An 11,662-nucleotide genomic window follows, 5' to 3' on the forward strand; every position below is an offset into this window, starting at 1 on the left:
CATGGATGTCCAGTCGGTGTCGAGGCCGGCCTGTTCGGCGGTCTCCTTCAGATAGGCGACCGTCATCAGGTCCTCGCCGAGTTCGTCGGCGGCGGAGTGCGCGAAGTGCAGCGGGCTGCCCGGCGGGAGCAGGCGGGCCTGCTTCCTCCAGGCGGCGACGAGGCGTTCGTGCAGGGAGTTCCACTGGTCGGCGCCGGGGAACCGTTCCTCCATCCAGAACCACTGGGGCGAGGCGGCCTCGACCAGGGAGGTGGGGGTGTCCGCGTTGTACTCCAGGAGCTTGGCCGGGCCGGTGCCGTCGTAGCGGAGGTCGAAGCGGGCGTAGACGGAGGGGAGTTCGGCACGCCGGTGCCAGGACTCGGCGACGGCCCGGGCGACCCGGGGGTCGGTGATGCCGAGGTCCTCGAAGCGGCCCGCGGTGACGATGTGGTCGGCGGCGGCCAGGCACATGCGGTGCAGTTCCTCGACGACCTCCTCCAGCGCCTCCACCTCGGGCAGCGAGAAGACGTAGTACGCGCTCTCGTCCCAGTAGGGGCGCAGGGAGTCGTCGGGGTAGCGGGTGAGCGGGTAGATCAGGCCCTGTGCCTCGACGGTCCGCTGCCAGCCGGGGCGGGGCTCGACGGTGCGGCGTTCCATGCCCGGCTCAGCCGCCGGACGTGCCGTGGCCGCTGCCGAAGCCACCGCGGTCGACGCCGCCGTGGCTGCCGCCGGACCCGCCGGAGCCCTTGCGGGGCTTGGTGAAGGAGCCGCCGTCGGCCCAGCCGCTCTTCTTCTTGCCGCCGTAGTACCAGGCGCCGTCGACGGAGGTCTTCGCGGACTTGCAGTTCTTGTCGGAGACGACCTTGTAGCCCTTGGAGAAGGTGTAGCTGTCGCGGTCGACGCAGCGCTTGTCCGGGTCGGAGGAGCAGGCGGTGAGCGCCGAGGCGAGCAGCCCCATCCCGCCCAGCACCACCGCGCCCGACCTCAGTTGCCGCCGAGTGTCCGCCATGTCCGTCTCTCCCCCTTGTCGTCGGCTGCCGGCCGGGTGTGACCGGCCGGTTTCCGACGGACAGCCTAGAGACAGGTGTGAGCGCCCGCCCAAGGGCCCCTGGACCGGCGCCGCTCGCCTACAGTCGGCTCGTGCTCTTGGGAATGGTGTGCGCGCTCGGCGCGGCGGTGTGTTTCGGTACGGCGACGGTGCTCCAGGCGGTCGCCGCCCGGGCGGCCGCGGAGCCGGGCGGCGCGCGGGGCGGCGCGGCGGACGCGGCGCTGCTGCTGCGGGCGCTGCGGCAGTGGCGGTATGTCGCGGGTCTGGGCCTGGACGGCCTGGGCTTCCTGCTCCAGGTCGCGGCCCTGCGGTCGCTGCCGATCTACGCGGTCGGCGCGGCCCTCGCCTCCAGTCTCGCGGTGACGGCGGTGGCGGCGGCCCGGCTGCTGAGGGTGCGGCTGAGCGGGACGGAGTGGGCGGCGGTCGGCGTGGTCTGCGCCGGCCTGGCGATGCTGGGCCTGGCCTCGGGGACGGAGGGCGGCCGGGACGGTTCCACGGCGCTGAAGTGGGCGATGCTCGTCGCGGCGCTGGCCGTACTGGCCCTGGGCGGGGTGGCCGGCCGTCTCCCCGAGCGCGGCCGGGCCCTGCTGCTCGGCCTGGGTGCGGGCCTGGGCTTCGGCGTGGTCGAGGTGACGGTGCGGCTGATCGACTCGCTGAGTCCCGCGGCGCTGTTCACCAACCCCGCGTCGTACGCCCTCGTGCTGGGCGGCGGCGCCGCGTTCCTGCTGCTCACCTCGGCGCTCCAGCGCGGCTCGGTGACGACGGCCACCGCCGGCATGGTGCTCGGCGAGACGATCGGCCCCGCCGCGATCGGCGTGGTGTGGCTGGGCGACCGTACGCGCGAGGGCCTGAGCTGGCTGGCCGTGCTGGGCTTCGCGGTGGCGGTGGCCGGAGCGCTGGCGCTGGCCCGGTTCGGAGAGGCACCGGCGGCGCCCACGACGGAGGGAACGGTGGCGGACGGGACGGCACCGGCCGAGACGGCGGCAGAGGGAGCGGCACCGGCCGGGACGGCGGCGGACGAGACGGCGGCGGACGGAATGGCACCGGCCGGAACGGCAGCGGACGAGACGGCGGCAGAGGGAGCGGCACCGGCCGGGACGGCGGCGGAGGGAGCGGCGGACAGGGCGGCCCCGGCCGGACCGGCGGTGTGACCGGACGGCGGCGCCGGGATCCACAGCGGGTGGGCCGTCGGCGGACGGGACGGCCCCGGAGGGGACGGCGGCAGACCCGGACGGCGGCGCCGGGATCAGCGGCGGACGGGGCGGAACCTGTCGAGCAGGCCTGAGCGGCACGGCGCGCGCGGCGGCCGGGGCTGGGCGGTGCGGGACCGGGCAGCGCGGGACCGGGCAGCGCGCGGCCGGGCAGCGCGCGGCCGGGCAGCGCGCGGCCGGGCAGCGCGGGACCAGGCGGCGCGGGGCCGGGCGGTGTGCGTCTGTCAGGGCAGGACCCGGCACAGCGCGTCCAGGGTGGCCGCCCAGGCGTGGTCCGGTGGGGTGCCGTAGCCGACGACCAGGGCGTCCACGGAGGTGCCGGCGGCCTGGTCGTGCCGGTAGCGGGACAGGCCGTGGAGGGCGAGCCCCTGCCAGGCCGCCGCCTGGACCACGGCCGGTTCGGCGCCGGGCGGCAGCAGCAGCACGGCGTGCAGTCCGGCGGCGATACCGGTGGGGTGGACGTCGGGGGCGCGGGCGGCGAGCGCCTCGACCAGTGCGTCGCGGCGACGCCGGTAGCGCAGCCGGGCGGAGCGTACGTGGCGGTCGTAGGCGCCGGAGGTGATGAACTCCGCCAGGGTCAGCTGGTCGAGCACCCCGCAGGTGTCGGAGTGCCCCTTCGCCGCCGCGGCCTCCTCGGCCAGGGACGGCGGCAGCGCCATCCAGGCCAGGCGCAGACCGGGGGCCAGGGACTTGCTCGCCGTGCCCAGGTAGAGCACGCGGTCGGGGTCCAGGCCCTGGAGCGCGCCGACCGGCTGGCGGTCGTAGCGGAACTCGCCGTCGTAGTCGTCCTCCAGGATCAGGCCGCCGGTACGCCGCGCCCAGTCCGTGACGGCCGCGCGCCGGTCCGGATGCAGGGGTACGCCCGTCGGGAACTGATGGGAGGGGGTGAGGAGGACCGCGCCGACGTCCGGCAACTCGTCGGTGAGGGTGCCGTGTTCGTCGAGAGGCAGGGGGCGGGTGCGCAGTCCGGCCCGTTTCAGGAGGTCCCAGTGCACGTCGAGGCCGTACGACTCGACGGCGACCGTGGCCGTGCCGCGCGCCCGCAGCACCTCGCCGAGGATCCTCAGACCGTGCGAGAAGCCCGAGCACACCACGATGTGCTCCGGGTCGGTGCGCACGCCGCGCACCCGGGCGAGGTAGCCGGCGAGGGCGGTGCGCAGTTCGGGCCGGCCGCGCGGGTCGCCGTAGCCGAGGGCGTGGTTCGGGGCCGCGGTCAGGGCGCGGCGGGCTGCCTTGAGCCACTCCCCCCGCGGGAAGGAGGCGAGGTCGGGGGTGCCGGGGCGCAGGTCGAGGGCGGGGCGGCCGGGTGCGCGGTGCGGCTGGGCCGCCTCCGCGCGCGGGGCGGCCACCGCCCGGTCGGCGACCCGGGTGCCGGAGCCCTGGCGGGCGGTGAGCCAGCCCTCGGCGACCAGGTCGGCGTAGGCGTCGGCGACCGTGTTCCGCGCGATGCCCAGGTCGGCGGCGAGGGAACGGGAGGAGGGCAGCCGGGTGCCGGGGGCCAGGCGGCCGGAGCGGACCGCCTCGCGCAGGGCGTCGGTCAGCCCTCGGCGCACGCGCGGTCCGGCCGGTTCCAGATGCAGGTCGACGCCCAGAGTGGCCCATGTTCTCGCCATGGGAATGGACCATACTCCTGGGCTGCTTCGTGCCTAGGCTGGAAGCGTGACCACGACGCGGAACACCCCCGAGACGACGAGCGAGACGAGCGAGACGAGCGCCGAGTACGCGCCCGAGCAGAGCCCCCGGATGCGCTGGGCCCAGCACGCCCCCGAGGTCTACAAGGCGATGATCCGGCTGGACGCGGCCGCCGGGCAGGGTCTGGAGCCGCGGCTGCGCGAGCTGGTCAAGATCCGCGCCTCGCAGATCAACCACTGCGCGCTCTGCCTGGACATGCACAGCAAGGACGCCCTCGCGGCCGGTGAGAGCGTGGAGCGGATCATCCAGCTCGGCGCCTGGGAGGAGTCCCGGCACTTCTACACCGAGCGGGAGCTCGCGGCCCTGGAGCTGACCGACGCGGTCACGGTCCTCACCGACGGCTTCGTGCCGGACGAGGTGTACGACCAGGCCGCCGAGCACTTCGACGAGGAGGAACTCGCCCAGCTGATCGCCGCGATCGCGGTGATCAACGCCTGGAACCGGTTCGGCGTGACCACCCGCGCCGTCCCCGGCCACTACACGCCGGGGCAGTACAAGTGACGGCCCGGACCACGCACCTGGACGACGCGGTGCGCGACGCCCTGCGGTCGGTTGGCGCCGCCGCCAAGCGGGGCCTGGGCGAGCCCGCCCTGGCCGAGCTGGTGCAGGTGCGCGCCTCGCAGCTCAACCACTGCGCGTTCTGCCTCGACATGCATCTGGCCCTCGCCCGCCGGCACGGCGTGAGCGAGCGGCAGCTCGATCTCCTGGACGCCTGGGAGGAGGCCGGAGACGTCTTCGACGAACGGGAACGGGCGGCACTGGCCCTGACCGAGGCGGTCACCGTGCTCACCGACGGCTTCGTGCCGGACGCGGTCCACGAGCAGGCCGCCAAGCACTTCGACGAGCCCCGGCTGGCCCATCTGATCGCGCTGATCAGCGTCATCAACACCTGGAACCGTCTGATGGTCAGCCGCCGGATCCCCGCCGGGAGCGCCAAGTGGTGAGCGGCGCCGAGGCCTTCCGCGCGCTGCACCGGGGGCGCGCCCCGGGCGACCCCCTGGTCCTGCCCGGGTCGTGGGACGCGGCCAGTGCCCGCGTGTTCGCCGAGGCCGGGTTCCCGGCGCTCGCGACACCCAGCCACGGGGTCGCCGCCTCCCTCGGGTGCGAGGACGGGAAGACCCCGGCCGACGAGATGTTCGCGGACTCGAGCGGGGGCACCCTGAAGGACCCGCAGGAGCACGCCGGCTTCCTCGCCGAGGTCCGCTCGGCCGCCGGCGGCCGGCTCTTCCTCAACGCCCGCGTCGACGTCTTCGCCCACGGCGACGGGGACCCCGAACGAGCCGTCGAGCGTACCGCGTTGTACACGGCGGCGGGCGCGGAGCCACCAGGATCACGTTCGGGCCGGGACTCCAACGGCGTGCCGCACAGGCGCTCGGCGACATCGCCGCCGGCCTCCGCCGCAGCGGTTGAGAACAGCGGGGCCGCCGGTCACCGTGCTTACCGGAGGCCGCATGCCCGCACGAGCTGTCAGCACGAACCGCCCGGTGGGCAGAAGGAGTTCAGTGCGGCGGTGAGCGGGGCGCGGACGCGGGCGGCGGGGAGGGCGGCGGGGCCGCTGACGCGGAGGGCGTAGAGGGTGCCGTCGGCGGCCTGGAAGCGGTGGTCGACGACCTGACGGGGGCCCTTGTCCGCGTCGTCGTAGCGGTAGGTCAGCTCGGCCCAGGTGGGGCCCGAGTCGCGGTCCAGGACCTCGTAGCCGGGTTGCCGGGCGAAGCCGTAGCCGGGGTCGTTCTCGGCCAGGTCCAGGGAGGCGGCCGGGGAGTCCTCCGTGACCGCGAAGATCTGGAGCCGGCGGCCGTCGGACGGGGAGTCGTAGGAGACCACCGGTGCCTTATCGCCCTGCTTCTGCCTGCGGGTCCAGCCCTCGGGTACGTCGAGCGTGTAGCCGACGGGGTCCTGGGCGCGGCGATAGCCGGAGGCGGGTGCGGGGGCGGCCGGGGACGAGGCCGAGGCGTCCTGGCCGGGGCCGGTCGCCGGAGTGCCGTCGCCCGAGTCCGCCGAGTCCCGCGAAGAGGGGAGCGCAGAGGAGGCCGGGGACGAGGCGGTGACGGTGACGCCGGTCGCCGGGCCGGCCGACGGGCCGGAGGAGCCGTCCCGCAGCAGGATGTACCAGACCCCCGCACCGGCTCCCGCCCCCAGCACCGCCGCCGCGGCCACCGCCGAAAGGACGCGGCCACCTCGGTGCGCCCCGCCGGCGGGGCGCCGTGCCGACGCGAGCGTGGCGGGCGGCGCGTAGGCCGGGGGCGGCGGGGGCGGTGGGGGCGCCGTCCCCGCCACCGCGGGCGGCACGTACGGCGGAAACGGCGTGGGCGGTGTGGGCGGAGGGGTTCCCCAAGGCGGCGGCAGCGGGGTACCCGTCCGGGTCTCGGCGGACGCCCAGGGCGGCTCCGGAGACCGTTCCTCCGATCCTCCCCAGGCTGCCTGGCCTCTGTCCTCGCTCGGCTCGTGCTCCGGTCCCGAGCCGGAGCTGTGGCCGTCCCAACCGCTCATCACGAACCCCCCGAAGCCACCCCGCCGGGTACCGCCCAACCGCCGTACTGCCGTACTGCCGTACCGATTTCCGTGTCATTCGCGCCATTCGACGGTAGCGGTGAAAACGGCCACGGGCCCCGTTCCGGATGAAACCGGAACGGGGCCCGTGCGGGGTCGTGACGAAGCGAGGCCTACGGAGAGGGCCGCTCGCCTCGGATCGGCTCGGACCGGCTCAGATGAGGCCGAGGCCGCGGACCGCCTCGCGCTCCTCCTCGAGCTCCTTGACGGAGGCGTCGATGCGGGCGCGGGAGAACTCGTTGATGTCCAGGCCCTGGACGATCTCGTACTTGCCGTCCTTGGTGGTGACCGGGAAGGAGGAGATCAGGCCCTCCGGGACGCCGTAGGAGCCGTCCGACGGGATGCCCATGGAGGTCCAGTCGCCCTCGGCGGTGCCGTTGACCCAGGTGTACACGTGGTCGATGGCGGCGTTGGCGGCGGAGGCCGCCGACGAGGCGCCGCGGGCCTCGATGATCGCGGCACCGCGCTTGGCGACGGTCGGGATGAAGTCCTCGGCCAGCCACTTCTCGTCGTTCACGACCTCGGCGGCGTTCTTGCCGGCGACCGTGGCGTGGAAGATGTCCGGGTACTGGGTGGCGGAGTGGTTGCCCCAGATGGTCAGGCGCTTGATGTCGGCGACCGTCGAGCCCGTCTTCTTGGCGAGCTGGGTCAGCGCGCGGTTGTGGTCCAGGCGGGTCATGGCGGTGAAGCGCTCGGCCGGTACGTCCGGCGCGGCGGCCTGGGCGATCAGCGCGTTGGTGTTCGCCGGGTTGCCGACGACGAGGACCTTGATGTCGTCCGCGGCGTGGTCGTTGATGGCCTTGCCCTGCGGCTTGAAGATGCCGCCGTTGGCCTCGAGGAGGTCACCGCGCTCCATGCCCTTGGTGCGGGGGCGGGCGCCGACGAGGAGGGCGACATTGGCGCCGTCGAACGCGACGTTCGGGTCGTCCGTGATGTCGATGCCCTGAAGGAGCGGGAACGCGCAGTCGTCCAGCTCCATGGCCGTGCCCTCGGCGGCCTTCAGGGCCGGGGTGATCTCCAGGAGGCGCAGCTTGACCGGCACGTCCGCGCCGAGCAGCTGGCCGGAGGCGATGCGGAAGAGCAGGGCGTAACCGATCTGGCCGGCCGCGCCGGTGACGGTGACGTTCACGGGAGTGCGGGTCATGGCGTTCTCCGTATGACAGCTGGCGGTCGGGGCGTCCCTGCCCCGGGGTGCGGGATCCCCCGCGTCCGGTTGGTGGCCGTACGCCCGCCACGATGATCGATCACGGGTACGGATGATCGATCTCTTGGCGTCAAGAGAGATCCACGGTCAGGCTATCGCGCATCCGGCATCCCGGACTGCCGCCCCCCTGTGGCCCGTCCCACAGACGGCACGGTGAAGATGCCGCGAAGAAGTGACGCGCTGCGCGCATGGGATACGCCGTTCGGGGCACGCGAACCTCACCCCCACGGGAGTCCGGTTTTTCCGGCACCCCCCACGGCGGCCGCCTCAGTCTCTCCTCTCCCGGACGGGCGGCCGCCTTTCTTCCTGTCTTACGGGCCGCCGGCCGCACGGGCCTCTGGCCTCCCGGCCTCACCGGCCTCTGGCCCCCCCGGTCTCACGGTCCCCCGGCCTCACGGTCCTCCGGTCGGACGGGCGATTTCCGTGCGGAGAGGGGCCTGCCTCCGCACGGTTCACGTCGTGCAGCCCGTCCGCCCCGACGCCAGCGTCACGCACGCCGTCGCCAGGGCGGCGTCCTTCACGGCCACCATCGGTGTGTACGCGATCGTGTCGCCGGGCTCGGTGACCGTGTCGGTCTCCTTGCGCGAGCCGACCGTCACCCGTACCTGGTCGCCCTGCGCGGCCTGGGTGATACGGCCCCAGGCGGCGCCACAGGTCTTGCTGTAGCGCACCTCGACGACGGTCGTCCCCACGGTGACGCTGCGGGCCGTGGTCACCAGCTCCCCGCTGCACCCCATGGCCTCGGCGTCCTTGCCGGTGCAGCCGGCCCCCTCACACTTCACTCCGGGCGGCAGGACGGCGCCGGTGCTCACGGACGGCGACGGTGATGTCCTCGCGTCCCGGGCCCGACGCCCGTCGTCGCCGCCGGTGAAGTGGAAGACGGTGCCGATCACCACCAGCGCCGCGACCACGCCCGCGAGGAACATCGTCAGCCGCCGCCCTCGCGCCCCGGACCGACTCGGCGCACCGGCCCCCGGTGGGCGGGGACCGGGTCCCGGTGGGCGGGGGCCGGATCCCGGTGCGGGCGCGGAACCGGAGGCGGCAGCGGAGACGGAGGCCGCGTCCGGCGCATCCCGCGCATCCCGCGCGTCCGCGTCGGAGGCCGTCGGCTGCGGCGGCACCACCGTCGGGGACACGCCCGCCGGGCCCGCCACCCCGGGCGTGGGCAGCCCGGGTGCCACCGTGGCACCGCCGCCCGCACGGACGCCCTGAGCGCCCTGAGCACCCTGAGTACCCGGGGCGCCCTGGGCTCCGCCGGCGCGCGCGTCCCCGCCGGACACCGCTCCGGGCCCCGTCGCACCGGACCCGCCCAGCGCCGCCCGGGCCTGGGCGATCCGGATGGCCTCCATGGTCCTGTCGTGGCGCAACTCCGCGCGGCTCCAGGCCCGCTCGGCGAGCTCCCACATCGTCGTGAGATGGACCGGGTTGCTGCCGGTGACCTCGGCGAGGGCGATCACCGCCCCCTTGGGCGCCAGAAGCCGGCCGCCCAGGTAGCGCTCCCACGACGTCCTGCTGTATCCGGTGCGGTCGGCGAGCGCGGCGACGCTCAGACCACTGCGGTCGACCAGCCGCCGCAGCTGCCCGGCGAACTCCTTGACCTGCGGGTCGAGTTCATCGGGCAGCGCCTTCCAACGAGCCATCGCGACTCCCCCTCTTCCCCCTTGCACGGATTGCCCGCACCGGTCCGGCCGTTGGGCGACTTCTCCCCAGATCCCTAGTTTGTCACCCCAGGGCAAGAGTGCCCACGACACCGATGAGCACCAGGGCGACGAGCAGCACGACGGCATACAGCAGGAGGCGTCCGCCCGGCCCGGGACGCGACCGTTCCTCCGGCCGGTCCCACCAGGGCACGGTGGGGACCTCCTCGTAGGCCTCGTGCGCCTCGTACGCCGCGTGGGCCCGGGTCACCCGGACCCGAGCGGCCCCCTCCACCATGCCCGTCTCCGCCGCCGCGCCCGCCTCCGCCGCCGCGTCCGCCTCCGGCACCGCGGCCGGTCTGGGCCAGACCTCGACGGCCATCTCCCAGCGCACGGTGTGCCGTTCGGCGTCCGCGCCGGTCAGGCCCGCGACCCGGCACAGGGCCGCGACCGCCTGCCACGGCGGCGGCTGGCCGGCGTTGAGGTAGCGCTGCCAGGAGGACTTGCTGTACGCGGTGCGCGCGCCCAGCGCGGCCAGGCTGAGGCCGGTCCCGTCCTTGAGGAGCCGCAACTGCTCCACGAAGTGCCGTACTTCCGGCGGCAGATCGTCCGGCAGCCGCTGCCAGGCGCCCATCCCACACCTCCCGGCATCCTCGCGTCGCCCCTCGCGGAGAGTGACGAGGACGGCGGGTGGATCGGTTCCCACGCCGGACGCGGGCACCCCTGTGGCAGAGCGCGGACACCGTAGCGGAATGGTCACTTCCGTGCCACAGCGCACGGACAGCCGTTGAACAGGCCGTTCACCGTGCAGGAGTGTTGTTCCCGACGGCGGTCCGTCCTTACTCGGGGGAGAGGATGGGCCGCCGTCACCGTAGCCGCACGGATGTAGGGACGCCGTCAGCCGTCCGTCAGCTGTTGCGGACCGTGAAGTGCAGCGCGTCGTCCAGGAACGGGATCTCCAGCCAGGGATCCGGCTGGGCCGCCAGCGCCAGCAGCACGATCGCGCAGCCCAGGATCCCATAGGTGACGATGTCCGTGAAACGGGAGCGGACGGCGAGCATGCCGACGCGGGGCAGGAACCAGCGCAGCACGGCGCCGCCCAGCAGCCCGGCACCGATCAGCAGCAGCCCCACCCGGAACGCGTCGAGCGCCGTCACCAGCAGGCCGAGCCCGACCGTGACCAGCACGGCGAGCAGCGGCCACTGCCGCGCGGGGGCGGGGGCGTCACCCGATGCGGCACGACCGCCGCCCTCGGGCCGCGCCGTGTCCTTCGTGAACAGCGGAAACCGCCGCGTGACCCGCCGCGGCCGCCCCTGGGCGTCCGGGGCGCTGACCGAGTCCCGTACCTCCGGCTCCGGCTCCTCGCGGGGGGACTTCCACAGGGCGCCGCCCGCCTCAGCCGACACTGCGCTCCGCCGCCTCGACCACGTTGACCAGCAGTTCGGCGCGCGTCATCGGACCGACGCCGCCGGGGTTCGGGGAGAGCCAGCCGGCCACCTCGGCGACGTCCGGGTGGACGTCACCGACGATCTTGCCCTCGGCGTTGCGGGAGACGCCGACGTCGAGGACGGCCGCGCCCGGCTTCACGTCCTCGGCCCGGATCAGGTGGGCCGCGCCGGCCGCCGCGACGATGATGTCGGCCCGCTTGAGATGGGCGGACAGGTCGCGGGTGCCGGTGTGGCACTGGGTGACCGTGGCGTTCTCGCTGCGCCGGGTGAGCAGCAGCGGCATCGGACGGCCGATGGTCACCCCGCGGCCGACGACCACGACCTCGGCGCCCTTGATCTCCACGCCGTAGCGGCGCAGCAGCGTCAGCACTCCGTTGGGGGTGCAGGGCAGCGGGGCCGGCTCGTTGAGGACCAGGCGGCCGAGGTTCATCGGGTGCAGGCCGTCGGCGTCCTTGTCCGGGTCCATCAGTTCCAGGATGCGGTTCTCGTCGATGCCCTTGGGCAGGGGAAGTTGGACGATGTAGCCGGTGCACGCCGGGTCCTCGTTGAGCTCCCGGACGACCGCCTCGATCTCCTCCTGGGTCGCGGTGGCCGGCAGCTCGCGCTGGATGGAGGCGATGCCGACCTCGGCGCAGTCGCGGTGCTTGCCGGCGACGTACTTGCGGCTGCCGGGGTCGTCACCCACCAGGATGGTGCCGAGGCCGGGCGTGACGCCCTTCTCCTTCAGCGCCGCCACGCGGGCGGTCAGATCGGACTTGATCGCGGCTGCGGTGGCCTTGCCATCGAGAATCTGGGCGGTCATGCCACCATCCTCGCGGATGACCGCCCCACGGTTCCAATCCGGGTGCGCATGTCATGACCGGCCGGGTGGCCGTCGCTGCTCCTCCGCCCGT

The 11,662-nt window shown here is 74.4% G+C and carries 11 protein-coding genes and 2 pseudogenes; 4 read left to right on the top strand and 9 right to left on the bottom strand.

Features of this window, described 5'->3' with window-relative positions; all coding sequences use genetic code 11:
- Both ABZ484_RS15190 and ABZ484_RS15195 read right to left on the bottom strand, forming a co-directional pair.
- Positions 1-636: glutathionylspermidine synthase family protein (locus ABZ484_RS15190; RefSeq protein WP_358866343.1), on the bottom strand; the 636-nt coding region annotated here is incomplete at its 3' end.
- Between the two features lie 7 nt (positions 637-643).
- Positions 644-988: a hypothetical protein gene (locus ABZ484_RS15195; RefSeq protein ID WP_358866344.1), complete on the bottom strand. Its 345-nt coding sequence runs from the start codon at positions 986-988 to the stop codon at positions 644-646.
- A 143-nt stretch (positions 989-1,131) separates the two neighbouring features.
- Here ABZ484_RS15195 and ABZ484_RS15200 point away from each other — a divergent pair.
- Positions 1,132-1,953: pseudogene (locus tag ABZ484_RS15200) on the top strand (hypothetical protein); the annotation flags it as partial.
- A gap of 509 nt (positions 1,954-2,462) precedes the next feature.
- Here ABZ484_RS15200 and ABZ484_RS15205 read toward each other — a convergent pair.
- A complete protein-coding gene (locus tag ABZ484_RS15205) occupies positions 2,463-3,851 on the bottom strand; it encodes a PLP-dependent aminotransferase family protein (RefSeq protein WP_358866345.1) in 1,389 nt (462 codons plus the stop codon).
- Between the two features lie 130 nt (positions 3,852-3,981).
- On the opposite strand from ABZ484_RS15205, the gene ABZ484_RS15210 reads away from it, so the two are divergent.
- The 3 genes and pseudogenes from ABZ484_RS15210 (at position 3,982) to ABZ484_RS15220 (ending at position 5,340) form a co-directional block, all read left to right on the top strand.
- Positions 3,982-4,431, top strand: a complete 450-nt coding sequence (locus ABZ484_RS15210; protein WP_358866392.1) for a carboxymuconolactone decarboxylase family protein — start codon at positions 3,982-3,984, stop codon at positions 4,429-4,431.
- Positions 4,428-4,874 (top strand): carboxymuconolactone decarboxylase family protein, encoded by a 447-nt coding sequence (locus tag ABZ484_RS15215; RefSeq protein WP_358866346.1) that lies wholly within the window; start codon positions 4,428-4,430, stop codon positions 4,872-4,874. The genes ABZ484_RS15210 and ABZ484_RS15215 overlap by 4 nt, the downstream gene beginning before the upstream one ends.
- A pseudogene (locus ABZ484_RS15220) lies at positions 4,871-5,340 on the top strand (isocitrate lyase/phosphoenolpyruvate mutase family protein). Before ABZ484_RS15215 ends, ABZ484_RS15220 begins: the two are co-directional and overlap by 4 nt.
- A gap of 57 nt (positions 5,341-5,397) precedes the next feature.
- On the opposite strand, the gene ABZ484_RS15225 reads toward ABZ484_RS15220, so the two are convergent.
- From ABZ484_RS15225 to ABZ484_RS15250, 6 genes are all read right to left on the bottom strand, one after another.
- Positions 5,398-6,087: a hypothetical protein gene (locus ABZ484_RS15225; protein WP_358866347.1), complete on the bottom strand. Its 690-nt coding sequence runs from the start codon at positions 6,085-6,087 to the stop codon at positions 5,398-5,400.
- 547 nt (positions 6,088-6,634) lie between these two features.
- Positions 6,635-7,624, bottom strand: coding sequence for a malate dehydrogenase (locus ABZ484_RS15230; RefSeq protein ID WP_055709261.1), 990 nt, complete (start codon positions 7,622-7,624; stop codon positions 6,635-6,637).
- A 512-nt stretch (positions 7,625-8,136) separates the two neighbouring features.
- Positions 8,137-9,324, bottom strand: coding sequence for a DUF2690 domain-containing protein (locus ABZ484_RS15235; protein ID WP_358866348.1), 1,188 nt, complete (start codon positions 9,322-9,324; stop codon positions 8,137-8,139).
- A gap of 82 nt (positions 9,325-9,406) precedes the next feature.
- Complete coding sequence (locus tag ABZ484_RS15240; protein ID WP_358866349.1) at positions 9,407-9,955, bottom strand: helix-turn-helix transcriptional regulator; 549 nt, start codon at positions 9,953-9,955, stop codon at positions 9,407-9,409.
- Positions 9,956-10,229: 274 nt separating this feature from the next.
- On the bottom strand, positions 10,230-10,703 hold the full coding sequence (locus ABZ484_RS15245) for a DUF3017 domain-containing protein (RefSeq protein ID WP_358866393.1): 474 nt from the start codon (positions 10,701-10,703) through the stop codon (positions 10,230-10,232).
- A 13-nt stretch (positions 10,704-10,716) separates the two neighbouring features.
- Positions 10,717-11,571 carry a bifunctional methylenetetrahydrofolate dehydrogenase/methenyltetrahydrofolate cyclohydrolase gene (locus ABZ484_RS15250; protein WP_358866350.1) on the bottom strand — a complete coding sequence of 285 codons (855 nt, stop codon included), beginning with the start codon at positions 11,569-11,571 and terminating at the stop codon, positions 10,717-10,719.
- Positions 11,572-11,662: the final 91 nt, after the last annotated feature.

This window comes from Streptomyces sp. NPDC006393 (assembly GCF_040628575.1).
Lineage (GTDB): Bacteria > Actinomycetota > Actinomycetes > Streptomycetales > Streptomycetaceae > Streptomyces.